The 19,505-nt window shown below is 38.5% G+C and carries 23 protein-coding genes; 11 read left to right on the top strand and 12 right to left on the bottom strand.

All coding sequences use genetic code 11. The annotated features are described in order from the left end of the window. The first annotated feature begins 84 nt into the window (after positions 1–84). The 4 genes from OM33_RS18315 (at position 85) to OM33_RS18300 (ending at position 4,173) form a co-directional block, all read left to right on the top strand. On the top strand, positions 85–777 hold the full coding sequence (locus tag OM33_RS18315) for a DUF3313 family protein (protein WP_040135753.1): 693 nt from the start codon (positions 85–87) through the stop codon (positions 775–777). 190 nt (positions 778–967) lie between these two features. Next, complete coding sequence (locus OM33_RS18310) at positions 968–2,917, top strand: putative bifunctional diguanylate cyclase/phosphodiesterase (protein WP_052141166.1); 1,950 nt, start codon at positions 968–970, stop codon at positions 2,915–2,917. A gap of 9 nt (positions 2,918–2,926) precedes the next feature. Further along, complete coding sequence (locus tag OM33_RS18305; RefSeq protein WP_040135752.1) at positions 2,927–3,646, top strand: tetratricopeptide repeat protein; 720 nt, start codon at positions 2,927–2,929, stop codon at positions 3,644–3,646. 50 nt (positions 3,647–3,696) lie between these two features. Beyond that, positions 3,697–4,173, top strand: coding sequence for an FKBP-type peptidyl-prolyl cis-trans isomerase (locus tag OM33_RS18300; RefSeq protein ID WP_040135750.1), 477 nt, complete (start codon positions 3,697–3,699; stop codon positions 4,171–4,173). 16 nt (positions 4,174–4,189) lie between these two features. Here OM33_RS18300 and OM33_RS18295 read toward each other — a convergent pair whose 3' ends face one another. From OM33_RS18295 to OM33_RS18275, 5 genes are all read right to left on the bottom strand, one after another. Continuing rightward, complete coding sequence (locus OM33_RS18295) at positions 4,190–5,152, bottom strand: hypothetical protein (protein WP_052141164.1); 963 nt, start codon at positions 5,150–5,152, stop codon at positions 4,190–4,192. Positions 5,153–5,172: 20 nt separating this feature from the next. Beyond that, entirely contained in the window at positions 5,173–5,433 is a 261-nt protein-coding gene (locus OM33_RS18290; RefSeq protein ID WP_040135748.1) for a CBU_0592 family membrane protein, read from the bottom strand. Positions 5,434–5,603: 170 nt separating this feature from the next. Further along, positions 5,604–5,855, bottom strand: a complete 252-nt coding sequence (locus OM33_RS18285; protein ID WP_040135746.1) for a hypothetical protein — start codon at positions 5,853–5,855, stop codon at positions 5,604–5,606. After that, positions 5,848–6,384 (bottom strand): response regulator transcription factor, encoded by a 537-nt coding sequence (locus OM33_RS18280; protein ID WP_040135744.1) that lies wholly within the window; start codon positions 6,382–6,384, stop codon positions 5,848–5,850. The genes OM33_RS18285 and OM33_RS18280 overlap by 8 nt, the downstream gene beginning before the upstream one ends. Continuing rightward, complete coding sequence (locus tag OM33_RS18275) at positions 6,381–7,631, bottom strand: sensor histidine kinase (RefSeq protein ID WP_052141163.1); 1,251 nt, start codon at positions 7,629–7,631, stop codon at positions 6,381–6,383. The genes OM33_RS18280 and OM33_RS18275 overlap by 4 nt, the downstream gene beginning before the upstream one ends. An 85-nt stretch (positions 7,632–7,716) precedes the next feature. Here OM33_RS18275 and OM33_RS18270 point away from each other — a divergent pair, with 85 nt between their 5' ends. From OM33_RS18270 to OM33_RS18255, 4 genes are all read left to right on the top strand, one after another. Further along, positions 7,717–8,784 (top strand): ketoacyl-ACP synthase III, encoded by a 1,068-nt coding sequence (locus OM33_RS18270; RefSeq protein ID WP_040135742.1) that lies wholly within the window; start codon positions 7,717–7,719, stop codon positions 8,782–8,784. 126 nt (positions 8,785–8,910) lie between these two features. After that, positions 8,911–9,225, top strand: a complete 315-nt coding sequence (locus OM33_RS18265; protein ID WP_040135740.1) for a PilZ domain-containing protein — start codon at positions 8,911–8,913, stop codon at positions 9,223–9,225. Next, entirely contained in the window at positions 9,222–9,887 is a 666-nt protein-coding gene (locus tag OM33_RS18260) for an AAA family ATPase (protein ID WP_040135739.1), read from the top strand. Before OM33_RS18265 ends, OM33_RS18260 begins: the two co-directional genes overlap by 4 nt. Next, entirely contained in the window at positions 9,874–10,191 is a 318-nt protein-coding gene (locus tag OM33_RS18255; RefSeq protein WP_052141162.1) for a ribbon-helix-helix domain-containing protein, read from the top strand. Before OM33_RS18260 ends, OM33_RS18255 begins: the two co-directional genes overlap by 14 nt. Before the next feature lie 2 nt (positions 10,192–10,193). Here OM33_RS18255 and OM33_RS18250 read toward each other — a convergent pair whose 3' ends face one another. The 3 genes from OM33_RS18250 to OM33_RS18240 all read right to left on the bottom strand — a co-directional run bounded on the left by OM33_RS18250 (position 10,194) and on the right by OM33_RS18240 (position 12,983). Further along, positions 10,194–11,555, bottom strand: coding sequence for a leucyl aminopeptidase family protein (locus OM33_RS18250; protein WP_040135737.1), 1,362 nt, complete (start codon positions 11,553–11,555; stop codon positions 10,194–10,196). Positions 11,556–11,640: 85 nt separating this feature from the next. Further along, entirely contained in the window at positions 11,641–11,988 is a 348-nt protein-coding gene (locus tag OM33_RS18245) for a hypothetical protein (RefSeq protein WP_081991266.1), read from the bottom strand. Positions 11,989–12,086: 98 nt separating this feature from the next. Then, on the bottom strand, positions 12,087–12,983 hold the full coding sequence (locus OM33_RS18240) for an alpha/beta fold hydrolase (protein ID WP_040135733.1): 897 nt from the start codon (positions 12,981–12,983) through the stop codon (positions 12,087–12,089). A gap of 124 nt (positions 12,984–13,107) precedes the next feature. On the opposite strand from OM33_RS18240, the gene rlmF reads away from it, so the two are divergent. Next, on the top strand, positions 13,108–13,983 hold the full coding sequence (gene rlmF / locus OM33_RS18235) for a 23S rRNA (adenine(1618)-N(6))-methyltransferase RlmF (RefSeq protein ID WP_040135730.1): 876 nt from the start codon (positions 13,108–13,110) through the stop codon (positions 13,981–13,983). Positions 13,984–14,039: 56 nt separating this feature from the next. On the opposite strand, the gene OM33_RS18230 is transcribed toward rlmF, so the two are convergent. The 4 genes from OM33_RS18230 to efpL all read right to left on the bottom strand — a co-directional run bounded on the left by OM33_RS18230 (position 14,040) and on the right by efpL (position 17,699). Then, complete coding sequence (locus OM33_RS18230; protein ID WP_040135728.1) at positions 14,040–14,636, bottom strand: thymidine kinase; 597 nt, start codon at positions 14,634–14,636, stop codon at positions 14,040–14,042. 88 nt (positions 14,637–14,724) lie between these two features. Then, a complete protein-coding gene (locus tag OM33_RS18225) occupies positions 14,725–15,723 on the bottom strand; it encodes an NAD-dependent epimerase (protein WP_040135726.1) in 999 nt (332 codons plus the stop codon). 31 nt (positions 15,724–15,754) lie between these two features. Further along, on the bottom strand, positions 15,755–16,921 hold the full coding sequence (locus OM33_RS18220; protein ID WP_040135724.1) for a nucleotide sugar dehydrogenase: 1,167 nt from the start codon (positions 16,919–16,921) through the stop codon (positions 15,755–15,757). Between the two features lie 208 nt (positions 16,922–17,129). Further along, complete coding sequence (gene efpL / locus OM33_RS18215; RefSeq protein WP_040135722.1) at positions 17,130–17,699, bottom strand: elongation factor P-like protein EfpL; 570 nt, start codon at positions 17,697–17,699, stop codon at positions 17,130–17,132. A 159-nt stretch (positions 17,700–17,858) separates the two neighbouring features. Here efpL and OM33_RS18210 point away from each other — a divergent pair, with 159 nt between their 5' ends. Both OM33_RS18210 and OM33_RS18205 read left to right on the top strand, forming a co-directional pair. Next, positions 17,859–18,323, top strand: a complete 465-nt coding sequence (locus OM33_RS18210; protein ID WP_040135720.1) for a GNAT family N-acetyltransferase — start codon at positions 17,859–17,861, stop codon at positions 18,321–18,323. Between the two features lie 68 nt (positions 18,324–18,391). Then, positions 18,392–19,492 carry a DUF481 domain-containing protein gene (locus tag OM33_RS18205; protein WP_052141160.1) on the top strand — a complete coding sequence of 367 codons (1,101 nt, stop codon included), beginning with the start codon at positions 18,392–18,394 and terminating at the stop codon, positions 19,490–19,492. Positions 19,493–19,505: the final 13 nt, after the last annotated feature.

Here is a 19,505-nt window from a genome sequence, read left to right as displayed (position 1 = left end):
ATAATAAGGTCAAATGTCCTCTTGACACAAATATTTAAAACTCGTTACCTTTTGTGAAGTAAAATAACTTCACTAAGGACAAGTATGCGTTTTTTATTGCCACTGACACTCAGCACAATGTTGCTAGGTTGTACCAATCAACCCCTCTCTCTTTCTACTAACCCAAATGATGTTATGTTTGAGGGTTTAGTTAAAATAGAAAACTCTAAGATGGATCTCTCGTTTGCCAAACCTGGGGTTGATTGGCATAAATTTACATCTGTGCACATAGCAAAAATATCTGCTAATAACGACCATCCAGACAATTATAAAGCGCCGAAGATTGATAAAAAGTGGGATGGATACAATGCAACATATGACATTCCAGATGAAGGGCTACGAAAGCTTGAATCTGAATTTATTACAATGGCTAAAAATGTTTTCAACAATGAGCAACCCTGGCAATACTCAGATACAATTGACCAAAATACACTCGTTGTACACATTGAGATTACTGATATCCGTCTCGCTGCGCCAATCGAAACTTCGAGACGAAATCAAAACATCAATGGTAAGACCTACACTCAAAATGCAGGTTCAATGGTATTGAAAGCAGCATTAGTTGATGGTGGTACAAACGAGATAATTGCAACGTCTATTGATCGAGCAGCAGCTCACGATAATTGGCGCTTAAATACGCAAGTTTTTAATTGGAGTGATGTACGCACAATTTACCGAAGCTGGTCAAATGCGCTTAAAAATGCACTGTTTCAAGCACAACAAGAGAGCTCAAAATAACCTCTCACCATGGGCATGTTGCTTAACCAAGCATGCCCATAAATGTTAATGATTTTAAAGATTTAATTCAATTAATATGCTAGATTATTGCGAAAAAATAAAAACTGGTAACACTTTGCTCATAAACTATACTGTACTTGTCAGCTTATGGAATTTTGCGAAGGTTTAGCAGGATTATAAAGTGCATATTATGAAAACCATTTCCCGAGTTGTAATTGTTACATTAGGGTGTATTTTAGCCACGTATCTAATTTTAGCTTTGTCTTTAACGCAAGGTATTGCATTATCATATCACCAAGATTCACCCATTCAGCAGGTAGAGCTAAGTCCTTCAAGTCTTGATGTAAAACAACCTGAGCTTTTCTCTTCAATGTTTAGTTACATTGATTTTGTCAGTATAAATAATCAGACATACATTCAATTAGAAGCGAATGAAGAACGCGTTGTTGCAGTACCCATTAGGAAGCTATTGACAGAAATGTTGCTTTTTTCAAATTTTCCATTGCTTTTGTTGATAACACTTGCCATTACTATTCCGTTAATTTTAACAAGTAGAAAACAAAAACGTTTTGATCACGCTGTGACAATCCTTAACAGTAAGACAGATAACCTTCTCAGTGCATTCAATCTCGATTTACCAAAATTTGAAACCGAAAATAACCTTGCAAGATTAAACCACTCTATCAATTCCTTAAGCGATGCGGTCGAGCGTTATAAAAAAGACACCGAAACAAGCATTTTTCAGGATAAATTGACAGGTCTTGCTGATAGACACGCTTATTTGGGCCACCTTAAAGAACAATTATTAGATGCCGAAGAGAATGAGAAAAAACAAGCTTTACTGTTCATAGACCTTGATGGTTTTAAACAAGTTAATGATTCGTTTGGCCATAGTTTTGGTGACGAGGTGTTGATTCAAGTGGCTGAGCGCTTGCGCACCATTGTGCGTAACCATAACCTCTCCTCCCAACACCCTATTAACGGCATAGAACAAAACTTATCCCGTTTAGGCGGCGACGAGTTTTCAATTTTCATTAACGACTTAACTGATCCGTCTGTTGCATTAAACGTTGCACAAAATGTGTTACAGGAAATCGAGCGTGATTTTGTCTTAGGTAATAAAGTTATCAAGATTGGCGCAAGTATTGGTATAGCGATTTACCCAGACAGTGCATCAACCCCATTCGCACTCTTGCAAATGGCAGATGTTGCTATGTACCGAGCCAAAACTGATGGTCGGGGGATATTCCGAGTATACTCGCCTGAGATGGGTAGTAAAATGCGTCGCTATCACTACCTATTGGAAGAAATGCGCCTAGCACTTGGCAGTAATAATTTTACCTTGTCATTTCAACCAATTGTGCATGTTGATGACTGCAGTATCGATTATTTTGAATGCTTAGTGAGATGGCACCACCCGGTTGAAGGCACAATTACACCGACAGAGTTTATTCCCATTGCAGAAGAATCCAATCTGATCCTTGATCTTGGTGACTGGATTTTATTTGAGGCATGTCGTCAGATGTCAGCCTGGTTTAACGCGGGTATGACACGTGTACGTATCTCGGTGAATATATCTGGCGTACAATTAAAGCACCGGAACTTACATGACTGGGTTATGGAAACCATTACCAAAGTTGGGTTGCCACCTAAATCACTCATGCTTGAGATTACTGAGTCTTGTTTTATTGAAGCCTCCAAAGACACCATCGACAGTTTACAAAAACTCCGTGAACAAGGCATCACTATTGCCATTGACGATTTTGGAACTGGTTTCAGCTCATTATGCACACTTGCAGAGTTACCCGTAGATGTGATTAAGATCGACAAATTATTTATTGATCAAGCCAATGACAATCCTAAATATAATAAAATACTGCAATCTATCAGTGAACTTGGCAAAGAGTTAAATCTTAAAGTCGTTGCTGAAGGAGTTGAATGTGCAGAGCAATTTGATCTAGTCAGAAAAATGGGTATTCAATGTGTACAAGGTTATTTAGTATCAAAACCTGAAACGTCAAATAACGTGGGTACAAAAGTGTTGAGAAACAACTTAAATCATATAGCAGCCACAGGGACAAATATTTGGCTGCCAGAAAACGAGCCATCAAACAGGCCAAAACTTCATTCCGTAAAATAGGAAATTTATATGAAACTTACATTAAAATTATTAATAATAAGCTTGGTTTTCATTTCGTTTTTCACAAAAGCAGATTTACAAAAAGGAATAGATGCCGCGAATGAAGGTGACTTTGAAACTGCATTTTTTCACTTTAATTATCTAGTTGAAAACAATTATGGTCCTGCCATGTATCACTTAGGCCAAATGCATGAATTTGGGTATGGCATTGCAAGAGACCCAAAAAAAGCCGCAGATATTTATTCACAGGGTGCAAAATTAGGTGAAGCGGATGCAATGTTTGCACTTGCGACTTTATATGAAGATGGCAAAGGCGTAAAAAAAGATTTGCAAATGGCTGCATCGCTTTATCAACAATCCGCTAAGAAAGGGCTCGCACCTGCACAATTCAATTTAGGTGTTATGTACGCTAATGGCACAGGCGTTATCCAAGATTTCTTCCAAGCCAAAGAGTGGTACACAAAAGCCGCGGCACAAAACTATGCTGCTGCACAATTTAATCTTGCCCTTTTGTACTTCGAAGGCCAAGGTGTTGATAAAAGTTTAGAAATGTCATTTATCTGGAATTCAATTGCTGAATTTAATGGGCATAAAGATGCAAGCCATAGCCGCAAGCTAGACGAACGTAAAATGTCTCCTTCGCAAGTTGAAGAAGCGACGGAAAAAGCCAATGTACTCTATCAAAAGATTCTTGCTGGCAAATATTATGGTGATGAACGCCGTATTTAATTGCATTTTAGTATGATAACGGGCATGGTCTCTAATTTTAGGGGCCGCCTATGCTAAATCTATTCCTTCTTTGTATAATCCTTGTACTCTTTATTCTTATTATTAGATCCACACTTAATAATGCCAAACTAGCTAAACAAAACAGCGCAGTACAGACTACATTTTTGTCAGAAAATAAAACACGCGAAGCAATTATTGAAACAGATTCTGGCTTACAATATGAAGTACTCGTATCAGTTGACGAAGGTCAATCCCCCACTAAAAGCACAAAAGTAACGTGTCACTACCACGGAACACTTTTAGACGGAACCGTATTTGATTCTTCTGTTGAGCGAAATAAACCACTTTCATTTTCGTTAAATCAAGTTATCCCTGGCTGGACCGAAGTACTTCAATTAATGAAAGAAGGCGAAAAAGTTAAAGCTTACATTCCTTATCAGCTTGCCTATGGTAAACGTTCCGCAGGAAAAATACCGCCTGCATCACTGCTTATATTTGAAATTGAATTATTAGCAGTAGAAAACTAACTAGACATATAGAGCGCTAAATACCATAGTAACCAATTAACCTAATTGCGAGTCCAGGTTCATCGGCAAATTCATGGCGCTCTCTAAACTCAACAAACGGTTCGACTTCAAAAAACAACCAGTTTTCAAAAAACTGTGTTCGCCAGCGATATGAGCTGTAGTAGCTCCTTTCGCCATCAAAATTATCATTCGCCCAAAGACCAATTACAGCAGCTTGTTCACTGTTGTAAGTTTGACTATGGAAAACGCCGATTGATATTCGATTAGAAGGCTCGCTTTCAATATAGCGCGAATTAAATGAAAAATTGAGCATTTGGTTTGGGGTCAATGTAACATCAGCACGGGTATAGAAACGTGCTCCGATACCGTCTTCAAGATAATACTCGATGCTTGGTGTGAATGAAAAACGCCAGTTTCCAACAGTATGACGAAACCGTAATCGTGATTGTGCAAACAAATTAGAGCGGCTAACACCAATGCGGTGTTCAACATTCAGTCGTTGTCGTTGAACCATATACCAATTCAATGCAGCATTGAGTTGATTATCGTTTTGATCTGTTGAAATACTTTGAAAGGGTAGCCTGTCCTCTTCGTCCTCATCATTATCGATAATAAGGCTAATTTTATCTTCCCAATTAGGTAAATCTAAAGAGACTTTAAATTGATTATCAAAATTAAGTAAGTCACGTGCACGAGGAGCAAAACCGACTGACAAATAACCTTTTGCGCTTGCAATATTCTCTTGTGATGGTTTTTGTTCGACTAAGTTATCAAGCCATTGTGCTGAGTTTTGCATTTGTGCATTCAGACGTGTTCTTATTAATGAGGCTCCGTAGGTAACATCATTTTTAAGATCGTTTGTAATAGCTTCATTTTGCGCTTGTTTTGTTGGTGAAACATCTTGTGACTTTGCTGATAATAAAAAAGGGACTGCTATTAATACCCAGAAACCAATCAGATTACTTCGGTACAACAACATTCCCTCTCCTTAATCAGGTGTTAGTTTACTGCCTTCTCCGGTGATGTATAGTATTTGTAAATACCAATCAAGGATGCAGCAATCCAAAACAATTCAATTACAAAACTCGCTAAATTGAAATTATAACAAAGACTTATAAGGAGCAAAATCGCGCCAGATAAATTCATAAGATTATAAGCAATTCCTGTAGGTTTGACTTTACCTAACTGCAGTAAAAAGAACGCACCTACAACAAGAAATGTACCGGTCATACCGATAATATCGAATAAAATTGAGATCAAGTGATAACTCCAAGCTTATGCGCCCAAATATGCTGGCCCAGTCCGTGGGGAGGGCGATTTTCAATCCATGAAACAGCTTGTAGTTGAGGAGAACCCTCAGTCACAATTATTTTAATGAATTATATGCAGGCTGCAATCACTTTTGTCCTTGTCATTTGCCAATAATTTAGCTAGCCAATTTTTGCTTTGCCACCAATTATTTTATAAGCTGCAATGCCTCTGATCATGTTCTCTCTTGCAAATACTTGGCCACAGCTCGGACAGACGCAAGGCTCTGTGCAGTAGTTATTTGAAATACGTTCAATAAAACACTTAACCAACGCGCCTTTTCCATTTTTATGGTATTTAAATAATCGCGTTTTGCATTTGGTACAAACAATATCGACAACACGTTCTGGCAAACGTTTGTTGGGCTTAGCCATAATGCACCGGCTTTGTTAATTGTGGTTTTTTTTGTAACTTGCGTTGTAAGGTTCGACGATGCATTCCCAATTGGCGAGCTGTTTCTGATACATTTCCGTTATTAGCTTTTAATACCTGATTGATATGCTCCCACTCTAATTGTTCACTAGATAACGGACTTTCATCAATACTCACCTCTCCTACTTGCCCAGTTAAAGTAGCAATTATCGTATTAGTATCTGTGGGTTTTGCTAAATAGTCCGTTGCACCTAAACGTATCGCTTCAACTGCAGTGGCAATACTCGCAAAACCGGTTAGTAAAACAATCGAACTATTAGGCAATAATGCCCTGAGTGGTTTGATCAAAGGTAAGCTGGTTTGGCTATTTAATTTCATATCCATTAAAATATATTCAGGCAAAATTCGCCTGGCAGCCACAAGCACGTCAGTTGCATCTGTAACAAGTTCTACTGTAAATCCTTGTTTTCGCATTCTGCGACATAGCGTTTGGCCATAAGCCAAATCGTCTTCAACAATTAATAAATTCATATTAATGGTAGCCTTACTGTTACTTTAGCACCTGCATTGTTGATGTTTTCAATGCGTATTTCACCACCTAATTTATTTACAGTGGTATTTGATAAGAAAAGCGCAATTCCCATTCCTTTTTGACTTTTAATGGTTTCATGCCCAAGCGAATCTAATAATTCCAAGTCAAAGCCATTGCCTTCATCAGTTATTTCAATATTAAGTCGATTAGAAAATTCAAACACCCTAATTACAACTTTGTTTTTATTAACGTGTTTATTTGCGTCTACGGCATTTTGCACAACATTTATTAGAGCCGATAATAATAAGCCATCGGTCAATATTTCAGTGGTTGTATCGCTTTCATTGATTAATTCAATATGTTGTTCTGGGAAATGTAATAAACACGCATCATGAAACTCACTCAGTAATGTTGAGACTAAAATCGGCGCCTGTGCGTTGTCTTTTATTTCACTGGCATAGTTTCGAAAGTATGAAAGTTGTTGATTGCACTGGGATAAAGGAACCGCCATTTCTTTTAAAAGCGCGTTATCGTTACCTAATTCATCTAGTAAATCTTCATAGAGCATTTGTAAGTTAGCAATGGGTGTTGCAAGGTGATGCGTTACTTGAGCAGCAGCGGTTCCCAATGCCATCAGCTGTTCACTTCTCAACGTTTCTTCGCGTTGCAATGCCATTTGTTTTTCTTTATTTGCGTTTGCTTTTACAAGTGCACTAATTGTTGTCGTTACAACTAAGGCTGATAGTACGAAATTAATCCACATGCCTAAAAAGTGCTCTTGCATATCCATATGATGTAAATCATGGGCTGGCATATTTATAACCAGCAAGGTATAGAACCCAACGGCAGTCATTGAGCAAAGTGCTAACCAAGAAAGCGGTAAACAAACAGCTGCAATTATCAACGGTAGCAATAATAAAGAGACAAATGCATTAGTAGCACCCCCACTGTAAAATAAAAGCAAACTTAAAAACGAAATATCTGCCAATATTTGTAGCGCTAACGCAAAATTTGTTGCATTTAACCTGGCAAAATAAACAATACTTGATAGGTTAAACAGTGTTTCAAAGGCAATTATCAAAAGTAACGCACCGATATAATCATGCGTACCAATTGAAAAATGCATCACAATAACAGTGAGTAACTGAATCGCTATTGATACCGTTCGTAGAAACAATAAACGGCTGATTGGCTTACGATAAGCCAAAGAAGGTTCTGCACTAATAAATTTTGCTAGCAAAGCCATAAGTAACTCTTTTAATCAAAGACAAATCCCACTGCATCTGGTATAACCAGTGCAACGCACAAAGAAAAGAATGTAAGGGTTGCATATGAAGTATGCCAAAATTACAGGCTGGGGAAAATGCATTCCGCCTGTAACACTCACAAATGATGATCTCAGCCAAATCATGGACACCAATGATGAATGGATTACTACTCGAACTGGCATTAAAGAACGTCGTATATCTCACCAAAGTACCGCTGAATTAGCATCCGTTGCTGCGCTCAATGCACTTGCGTGTGCCGGTATTACCGACGCAAGCGATATTGATCTTGTATTACTTGCTACCTGTACACCAACAACGCTAGTTGCCAACACGGCTTCACAAGTGCAACAAAATATCGGTGCAACTGGCGCAGCAGCGTGTGATGTTAATGCCGCTTGTTCTGGCTTTTTATATGCACTTCAAAATGCGACAGCACAAATTCAAGCTGGCATGATTAAAAAAGCCGTTGTTATAGGTGCTGAACGCATGACTTGGTATGTTAACTGGCAACGCCGAGACAGCGCCGTGTTATTCGGTGATGGTGCTGGCGCAGTGGTACTTGAAGCAAGCGATGACAAATCAGGTCTACTCGGTACCAAAACTGGCTGTGATAGTGAAGATCGTGAAATCCTTCATATTCGAAACTTTGGTACTGATATCGATAAATACCAAGCCGTCGGCCCTTCTGATATTTTATTTGAAGGAAGAGAAATATTTAAGCGTGCAGTAAAAGGAATGACGACAGCAGTAGATGACGTGTTAAATCAAGTTGACTGCAATATTTCTGACATTGATATACTGATACCGCATCAAGCAAACCTTAGAATTATTCAAGCGATACAATCTAAAGTGAACCTGCCTGATGAGGCGGTTATGGTGAATATAAACAAGTATGGCAATACATCTGCTGCAACCATTCCTATCGCATTATGTGAAGCAGTTGAAGATGGTCTGATTAAAGCCAATAGCCGAATTATTTCAGCTGCATTTGGTGCTGGCTTAACTTGGGCGGCAAGTTTTATTCAATGGGGTGAACGCACCACCCCCATTCATCCTGCTTCACATTCATTATCCGAATGTAATCAACCGGGACTCGATTTAATCAAAGATGCAGTAGCACACTGCCAGTAACCCATTCTAAAGCCTGCAATTCTGCGGGCTTTTATTTGCATAATCTGCTTTTAACACTACGCTTTAAAGGTACGCACCAAAACATATGTGATGGATTGCATTTTGTGAATGTTAAAGGGTAATACCATGCAGGAGCACACAGCTAATATCGATCAACGACGTTCATTGCGACTCGACATGGAAAAAGAGCTTATTGGCTTAGAATGGGAAAATGACCAGCATGAAATTGTTAAACGTCAAGCGATGTGTATCGATGTTTCAAATGGCGGCTTAAAGGTTAATATTGACCGCAGAATTGAAACATCCGGACCGGTAAAAGTCACGTTTCGTGACAAACAAGGCTCGTCAAATACTATGTACGCCAAAGTAATTCGCGTTACAGAAATTCATGATTGGTTTGATATCGCCATGGAATTTGTCGAACAAGGGGGTGAAAAATGATTCTACTTGTTGGCGGAGAAAAAGGCGGAAGTGGCAAAAGCTGTTTAGCACAAAATATTGCTGTTTACCTGACCATGCAACAGTACACAGTTTTGATTGTTGACTGTGATCCACAACGTACGTCTTCTGACTGGATCCAAACACGTAATACACATCCCAGTTTACCCTCAATTAATTGTGTGCAACTTTACGGTAAAATCAGAAACGATTTGTTAAGTTTAGAAAATCATTATGACTACGTAATTGTTGATTGTGGTGGACAAGATAACTTAGCACTGCGTGCAGCAATGTCGGTTGCTGATCACACTTTAATTCCCCTCCGACCCAAGCGCCGAGATCTCAAAACCGTGCCACATATGGAGGACATTTTAACGACGTGTAAAATGGTTAATCCCAAGCTAAATGCGGCATTTGTTATCACGCAATGCCCTTCTTTACCCAATCAAGCAAGCCGAATTTTAGAAGCAAAAGAAGTATGTGCTTCGTATGGCATTCCTGTTCTTAATGCTGTTACGTTTAGCCGCAATATTTATGATGATAGTGAAGAAAATGGCGAATCTGTCATAGAGCGGGACCCTGATGGAAAAGCTGCGCTTGAAATTAAAGCCATTGTTGATGAATTACTAGCAATGGAAGTGGTCCATAGTCATGAGTTTAATTGATTTAAAAAAGAACACAGGTAACAACAAAAAGCAGAAAATTTCTGTCGAAGAGTTTATTGAACAAGCCAACCTGTATGCCAAAGGTAAAACCACCACCTGTGACAAGAAAAGGCAGATCAAGAAAGGACGTAAATTCAAAAACGCTACATTTACACTATCACCTAACCATATTAAACAGCTCGATGAACTTTCAAAACAATCAGGCTTATCAAAGTCCTATATCTTAAGGTTACTTATTGCAGAACTAGCACAAGGCGAAGAGTTGTCACTCGACGCCTTGCTTGAGCATATAGAATCAAAATAAGATTATTGATACTTGTCCTGTAGGTATTTAAGAACTGCACGTACACCAAAAGCTTCACCACCAACAGGACGACCTGGTAGTTTTCTAAGATTCCAAGCCATAACATCGAAATGAACCCAGGAAATACTTTCATCGACAAATTCTTGAAGATAAAGCGCAGCTGTAATTGCGCCACCAAACGGACCTGATGCACAGTTAGTCATATCAGCGACACTGCTATTGAGCATGTCTTTATAGGCTTTGTGAAGCGGCAAATGCCAAACCGGGTCTTGCACATTCTCAGCAGCCTGTTCTAAGCCAGCAACCAATGCTTTATCATCACTGAAAAAACCAGGTAGCTCAGTGCCTAAAGCAATACGGCATGCACCTGTAAGCGTTGCAAAATCAATCAAGGTGTCTGGCTTTTCAGTTACTACTTCTGCCAGTGCATCACAGAGTACTAGGCGCCCTTCAGCATCTGTATTGTCAATTTCTACTGTTATACCTTTTCGTGTTTTAATTACATCACCTGGGCGCAATGCGTTATCAGATACAGCATTTTCTACAGCAGGGACCATCACACGTAAATTAACAGGTAATTTAAATGCCATAATCATATGCGCTAAGCCAAGTACATGTGCAGCGCCGCCCATGTCTTTTTTCATCAAACGCATGCCTGACGCTGGTTTTAAATCAAGACCACCTGAATCAAAACAAACCCCCTTGCCAACTAATGTTACTTTAGGTGCGTTTTTATCACCCCAACGTAAATCTAGTAATCTCGGTTTATTGGCACTCGCCCGACCAACAGCATGAATGGTCGGGTAGTTTTGTTCAAGCAGCTCATCCCCCACAATTTGTGAAAACGAGCCCGAGAATTCTTCAGCCATATCTGCCATGATTTCTGCTAAATGCTGCGGCATCATATCCCCAGCAGGCATATTCACAAGGTCACGAACGATATTGACGCCTTTTACATAAGTAATAACTTCATCAAACGTACTTTTATCTGCCAGAGCAAGCTTGACTGTTTGAGGTTTCGTTTCTTTATAAGCATTAAAATCATAACAACCTAAAGCAAAGCTAGTTGCGATTAATTTACTACTTACAGCATCATTTGTGATTAAATAAGTACCAGCTGGTAATTGATTTGACAGATCACCGCACGCCCATAACGCATTTGTGTTTTCAACAAAATATACAACTTCTTGTAATTTCCCATCTGAAAAATTTGGAATGAGTAATACACCTTGGCCTTTAAAACTAAGTGAGTTGAGCCAGGTCTTGGTCACCTCAGACTGTTGTTGAAGCCAAGAGTCAAATTCAGAAGTAGCAAGAACGCTTAGAGGGATCCCTTCAGATTGGTTAACAAGGGCATGTGTCATAGTTAACACCTTCATTTGTTGTAAATTATATGCCTAAGCATAACAAACTATGAAAGTATTTGTCTGATAATAGCGTTAAGTATTTTTACTTATTTTCAGATTTATTAAATGCACTCGGTAACACTTCAACACCCACCATGCGCCCTAATTTGACAATAAGCGGAATGGTAATTGGCGCAAAAGGTAAAATTGCAAAAATACCCAGACCAACTCCCTTTAACAAATCGATAAACTGATTATTTGCTGTATTTAATTCGTCTTTGGTAGCCTTACCTTGTGTGTAGCGTCGGTAAGTTTGCAGCATATCGATGGTTTCTTGTTTTTCTTGAGCCAACGCATGTTTAACCTGCAACATTTGACGACGGACTTTTAACCGGCTTCTTTGTTGCTTAATTTTCAGCACCCGAACAGGTGCTTTATGGAAGTATTTCATTGTGCGCATACTACATAGTTTCGCACAACATGATAAAAAGGCATAAACGATTTCTGTAAAAAGTTGTTGAATCGCCTACCTTAGTTGACAATAGCGCATTAAGTGTACTGCCTTAGCCACGCAAGCGTATCTGCAAACGTCTCATCAATGGCTTCAGGCGCAGTAAGTATGTTGATATGGTCATAATCAATTTTGTGCTGATAGTTTTTGCCATATATTTTGATACTTTGTTTACCCTTTCCGCTTTCCCGCATAAAAGCTTCAATATCAATTTTTTGTGCTAATGCTTTATCATTTACGCCCGCAACATGCAGCGTAGGCGGAAGCGCTATTTCGCTTAACGTTTTACCATAATCAAAGCCATCAAAAGGACATATCCACGGATTATGCTTTACCCACTGAACACCTTCTTTATGCGACAAGCGAGTTTCATCATCCGAGCCAAAACCAAAACGCTTAGCAGGTAAATAACCATAGAGTTTAATTAATAAAGGTGATACAGCATACCATACCAAGTTTGCTTGCAGGTATTTACTGGGGTGCTTGTTATAAATAGTTCGTTTGGAGGCAAAATACACACAAGCTTTTAAATGTTTTCGATAACTCGGAAAACGTGCAAGCACGGAGTTTAATAGCACACCTCCCCATGAGTGAGCACAAAAATAACTTACATCTTGATTAGTATATGATGTGATGAAATCTAACATAGCAGGAATTTCTTCAACAATAGAGTCGCGCTGACCTGTACCACTGTGCTTTGATATTTTTGGCTCACTTTGCCCTCTACCGCGCAGATCCGCAACAAAACAATTGAAACCTGCATTTGCTAAAAAAGGCGCTAACCCTTTGTTTGAGTGAGTATAAAAAATTCGTCCATTTTCAACAGCACCATGCATTAAAAATATAACAGGCCCATTGTGATCGCTCACAATTTGACGCAAGTGAACTTTGTCACCATTTGATAAAGGAATGAGATGTGACGTTTGTTTTATCATAATTATTCTTATTGGCATCTGGTCATACCACTAAAATACTAAAAAGAACCCATAAATTTTGCAAGTGAAGTAGTCCATCGTGATAAAATAACACTTAAACTGCTTTCACGAGTTTTACTATTAGATGAAAAAACATCACCCAAGAAACCTTCATATCAATGGTTATGATTTAGAGCGTTTGTCTCTCAATAATCCACAACTTAAACAGCTTGTAGTAAGTAATGTTAAAGGTGGATTAACACTCGATTTTAGCGACGCAAAAGCTGTAAAAGCATTAAATCAGGCGCTATTAATAGAGGATTATAAGTTAGCTGTATGGGATATTCCGGATACTAATCTGTGTCCGGCCGTACCGGGAAGAGCTGATCTTATTCATGCATTAGCTGACTTACTGGCATCGCACAATAATGGCCAAGTGCCAGTTGGAAAAAATACACATCTTCTCGATATTGGAACTGGTGCTTCATTAATTTATCCAATATTGGCTCATCAAATTTATGGTTGGAAAGCGACCGCAACAGACATTGACAATCACTCAGTCAAACAGGCTAAAAATCTTGCTAATTTCAATAAACTACCAGTTAAACTGAAGTTACAACGCAATAGTAAGCACATATTTAAAGGGGTAATTAACCCTGATGATTATTATCATATTACCTGTTGCAACCCGCCATTTCATAGCTCTTTGGATGAAGCACATCAAGCCAATCAACGTAAATGGCGTAACTTAGATAAAGATAAGAAAGCAGGATTAAATTTTTCAGGGCAAAAAGCTGAGTTATGGTGTGAAGGCGGAGAATTGCGCTTTTTACTCACTATGATTTCAGAAAGTGAACAGTACAAATCAAATGTTGGAATATTCACTTCATTAGTATCAAAAAAACAAAATTTAACACCGCTAACAAAGCAATTGAAAAAGTTAGATAACTGCCATTTTCAAACAGTGCCATTAGCCCATGGCCAAAAAGTAATGAATTTGCTGTGTTGGCAGTTCAATTAAGAAATAATAAGGCTTATTTCCACTTCGCAATAAGCCTTTATTTTGTTTAAATAGCTTTAGTTTGGTACAGCCACTTGGTTCTCTAAACCATCAAAATAGTGTTTGCGACATACTGATACATAGCGCTCATTACCACCAATTTCTACTTGCTCGCCTTGCGTAATTGGCACACCTTGTTCATTTGTTCTTAGCACCATATTTGCTTTTCGACCACAGTGACACACCGTTTTAAGTTCAATCAATTTATCAGCCCAGGCTAAAAGATACTGTGCACCAATAAATAACTCACCTAGAAAATCGGTTCTTAAGCCATAACAAAGTACTGGAATATTGAGTTTATCCACCACAAAACATAGCTCTTCAACTTGATTTTTTGTTAAAAACTGTGCTTCATCAATTAAAACACAATCGATTTTATTTACTGCATGCTTGGTTGCGATCTCATCTGATATGGGTGTTGTGGGAGAAAATAAGCACGCATCTGCTGCCAAACCAATACGCGAGCTGACTTTACCTTCGCCATATCGTGTGTCAATTGCTGCTGTATAGATCAATGGCTCCATACCGCGCTCTTTATAGTTAAACGCAGATTGCAATAACGTGGTTGATTTACCTGCGTTCATCGCAGAGTAATAAAAATAAAGCTGAGCCATAATAAATCCATCGAAAAAAGCCAATGCTAACTAAGTTGAGTCGTTTGTGCTAGCTAAAAATAAAAACATTCACCGTAAGCAAGCTTAGTTAACTGTGGTAGGCTTTATACCAGTCTACAAACGCATTCATACCAGCTTGAATTGTAGTTTGTGGTTTAAAGTTTATTTCCTCTTCAAGCGCACTTGTATCTGCATAGGTTGCCGGTACATCACCAGGCTGCATAGGCAAAAATACTTGCTGTGCTTCATGGCCAGAGGCATTCTCAATCGCTTTAATAAATTGACGCAACTCAATGGGCTGATTGTTACCAATATTGTAAATACGGTACGGCGCATCGCTTTTAGCTGGGGAGTGGCGATCAAGCGAAGGGTCAACTGTTGGAATAACATCTTGAATGCGTATCACCCCTTCGACAATATCATCAATGTAAGTAAAATCTCTGAGCATTTCACCATGGTTAAAAACCTTTATTTCCCGATTGTTGAGTATAGCGTCAGTAAAAAGATAAGGCGCCATATCCGGCCTTCCCCACGGACCATAAACAGTAAAAAATCGAAGTCCAGTAGTCGGTAAACCATAAAGATGACTGTAGGTGTGCGCCATTAGTTCGTTAGACTTTTTAGTGGCAGCGTATAATGAAACAGGGTGATCGACCGCATCATCTTCTGAAAATGGCATTTTTTCATTCATACCATACACAGAACTTGATGACGCATAGACTAAATGTGCAACGTTATTATGCCTGCAACCTTCTAAAATTGTTGCCATACCAACAAGATTAGACTCAATATAGGCCATCGGATTGTCAATCGAATAGCGAACGCCTGCTTGTGCTGCCAAATGGATTACTCGGTCAAATTGCGCTTGTTTAAACAGCTCACTTATCGCTTGTTTATCTGACACATCCATTTTAATAAAGGAAAAATTAGCTAAATCTTCTAAGCGTTTTAAACGGGCTTGTTTTAATTTTGGGTCATAGTAATCATTTAAATTATCTAAACCAATTACCTTATGACCTAACTGACATAAACGTTCAGCAACAAAATTTCCAATAAAGCCAGCGGCTCCAGTTACAAGATACTTCACTATTCTTTCCTGTTATCGATGCATGGTTTTATCAGTCGTTTCCAAACAAGTCTCGGGTATAGACTTTTTCTGATACGTCTCGTAAACAATCATCCATGCGATTTGACACAATCACATCAGAAATACGCTTAAATTCATCTAAATCACGAATAACTCGTGAATTAAAGAATAAATCCTCTTCGAGTACCGGTTCATAAACCACCACTTCAATACCTTTAGCCTTAATACGTTTCATTATGCCTTGGATTGAAGATGCTCTAAAATTATCTGAACCAGTCTTCATAATTAATCGATGAATACCGACAATTTTTGGCTGTCTATTAATAATAGAAAAAGCGATATGATCTTTACGTACTGTATTTGATTCAACAATGGAATTGATCAGTGTATTTGGTACATCTTCAAAGTTTGCACGTAATTGTTTGGTATCTTTAGGTAAACAGTAACCACCGTAACCAAATGATGGGTTGTTATAGTGATTGCCAATACGTGGATCTAAGCTAACGCCTTCAATGATTTCGCGCGTATCTAGTCCATGGCTTTCTGCATAGGTATCCAGTTCGTTGAAATAAGAGACACGCATAGCAAGATATGTATTAGAAAAGAGTTTAACTGCTTCGGCTTCTGTTGAACCTGTTAGCAAAATATCAATGTCTTGCTTAATTGCACCTTTCGCAAGTAATTCTGCAAACACCTGTGCTCGCTCAGATTTTTCACCAACAATGATGCGTGATGGGTGTAAATTATCATAAAGCGCTTTGCCCTCACGCAAAAACTCTGGCGAGAAAATGATGTTGGAGGTACATAACTTTTGTTTAATTCTTTTTGTAAAACCCACAGGCACTGTGGATTTAATAATCATGATTGCAGACGGGTTGATTGCATTAACTTCATTAATTACCGCTTCAACAGATGAAGTATTAAATTTGTTTGTCACCTCATCATAATCTGTCGGGGTGGCAATAATAACATAATCTGCATTTTCAAATGCATGTTTAGTATCTGTTGTTGCAACTAAATTGAGCGATTTATTTGCTAAGAATTCTTCAATTTCAGGGTCCGCAATCGGTGATTTTTTTTGATTAATTAAATCAACTTTTTCTTGCACTAAATCCAGTGCAATGACTGCATTATGCTGTGCAAGTAAAACCGCATTTGATAGGCCAACATAACCTGTGCCTGCAATTGTGATATTCATTGTAGTCCTTTGTGTAAATCGACATGCCTGTTTAATAATAAGTTAACGACAGGATTATGGTAAAGCAGTCGATTTATAATCAATTTAGATGATATAAATAATTGAGTTCCTAATTTAGCACAGTTAATTGTTTTTATGATCTTTTTTCGTATGTTAAAGCCATAAAAAAAGGCCTAGCAAATGCTAAGCCTTTAACAAAATATTGAAACTAGTCTGCGCGACCCATAAATTTTTGTTCTGTTGTATTTATTTTAACTTTGTCACCAGCAGAAATGTGTTCAGGTACCTGAATAGTCAAACCGGTCGTCATTGTTGCGGGTTTCGTTCTTGCACTTGCAGAGGCACCTTTAATAGACGGCGAAGTGTCTTCAATAACAAGCTCAACACTTGAAGGTAAATCAATAGAAACTGGGCTACCTTCAACCACGACAACCAACAGACCTTTTGTATTTTCATCAATGTAAAGTAATTGCTCGGCAATTGACTCCTTATTGATGTTATAAGGTGTGTAATCTTCTTCATCCATAAATACATACTCGTCACCATCTACATAAGACAGTACGGCAGGTCTACGGTTTAAGTCGGCAAAATTAAGCATTTCTTCAGCTTTAAAAGTTTCATCAACTTTTCCGCCGTTTACCACATCATACATGCGCATGCGGTATAAGCTACCTCCTGCACGGCCTTGTGGCACTGAACGTTCAATGTCACGTACAATCATAACACGACCGTTATATTCAATCGCGGCATGCTTTTTAATTTCACTTGCTTTAGGCATTTGTTTTACTCATTCTGTCAATTTATGCAGACCCTACAAAAATATCCGCTGTTAGTAAATAAATAATGGTGAAAATCAATCTTGTATTTTTTATTAACTTGATTTTTAATTATTTGCCACAATATCTGTCTGGCACAGTAAATAGATTTAGAGGACACTATGCAGTTAGTCTCATTAGACTCTAACGATCCAAACGTAATCAGCCTTTTCGCAGAAATCGATCGCTTGATGAATTCACTTTACCCCATTGCTAGTGATCAATCCTTGCCATTAAATGAACTAAATCAGCCCAATGTCCACGCCATCGGTTTGCTCACAGACGAGGGAATTATTGCCTGTGGTGCTATTGTAAAAAAATTCGAATCAACATTATATGGCGAAATTAAACGCGTTTATGTTAAGCCAACCCATCGAGGAAAAGGGTTGTCACGCCGTATTATGCAAAACCTAATGTACTGGGCTGGTCAAGCTCAAATACCGCTGCTTCGACTTGAAACAGGTAGCAAGCAAACTGAGTCTATTCACTTATATGAAAGTCTTGGCTTTACACGCTGTGAGTGTTTCGGACGCTATCGCGATAACCCTCTCAGTGTATTTATGGAATTACCCTTATCGACTGACTAATTAATTCATTTTTTGCGGTTAAAACAACATTTAATGCCAGTGTGCATTTGATTAACAGGATGTTTTTGATGAAAATATTACCCTTATTTGTTTTAACCGCTTCCGTCGTTTCTTCGTTTTCACTGCATTCTCAAACGTACCCAATATGGCAACCCCAAGCCCCTGTTATTGATGCTAAATTTGACTGGGTTAAAACAACATCTGGTGAGTGGTTAAAAGGTGACATCATTACAATGTATGAAGAAGAACTGGAATTTGACTCAGACGAATTCGGTATTCAATCAATTGACATTTCTGATGTTGCTGAACTCTACTCAAAAGGTGAGCAAAGTATCCGCCTAAATGATGGCACAGTCATGAGTGGCAAATTAATAATAAAAGATAACAAATTAACGCTCACAGACGAAGATAATCAACACATTTTGAGTATTGATAGTCTACTGTCAATTGCTTCAGCAGATGGTAATGAACTTGATTACTGGGATGGTGAAGTCAATTTTGGTACCAACTTTCGCCGCGGTAACTCAGAACAGTCTGATTACACAATAAGTGCCGAAGCGCAAAGGAGAACATCCACCAGCCGCTTTTCGTCAGCGTTTATTAGTAATTTTAGCGAACGTGTAATACAAGAAACAGGTAAAAAAGAAGAGACAACCGATGATCAACGCTTAACCGCAAATTTCGATTGGTTTTTCTCTCCTAAAGTATTTATTCGTGTTGCAGACTACGAATATTTCGCAGACCAGTTTGGTAACATTGATAAACGACATACCTTTGGTATCGGTGTGGGTTATGAACTATTAGATACCACTGACTTTTCATGGGAAGTCAATGCCGGTCCTAGCTATCAATCAACTGATTACCTCACAGTAGAAACGGGTCAAGACGACAACGAAACTTCAGCCGTGATCAACTTAGGCACCTTACTCAAATGGGACATCACTAAGGACATAGGGTTTGACGCTGATTATCAAGTTAAAATCGTCAGTGAAGACGCTGGACGCTACATTCATCGTTTAAAAACCGGATTTGAAGTCGACCTCATCGCAGACTTTGACCTCGACTTATCATTTTATTTAGACCGTATTGAAAATCCAAAACCAACAGGTTCGTTCACTCCTAATAAAAATGACTACCGATTTGTCGTGAGTTTAGGGTATGAATTTTAATTTATTTTTTCCA

Origin of the sequence: Pseudoalteromonas piratica, assembly GCF_000788395.1 — a bacterium.
Classification (GTDB): Bacteria; Pseudomonadota; Gammaproteobacteria; order Enterobacterales; family Alteromonadaceae; genus Pseudoalteromonas; species Pseudoalteromonas piratica.
Note: the sequence above shows the minus strand (reverse complement) of the source record. Positions and strands in the feature narration are given on the sequence as shown.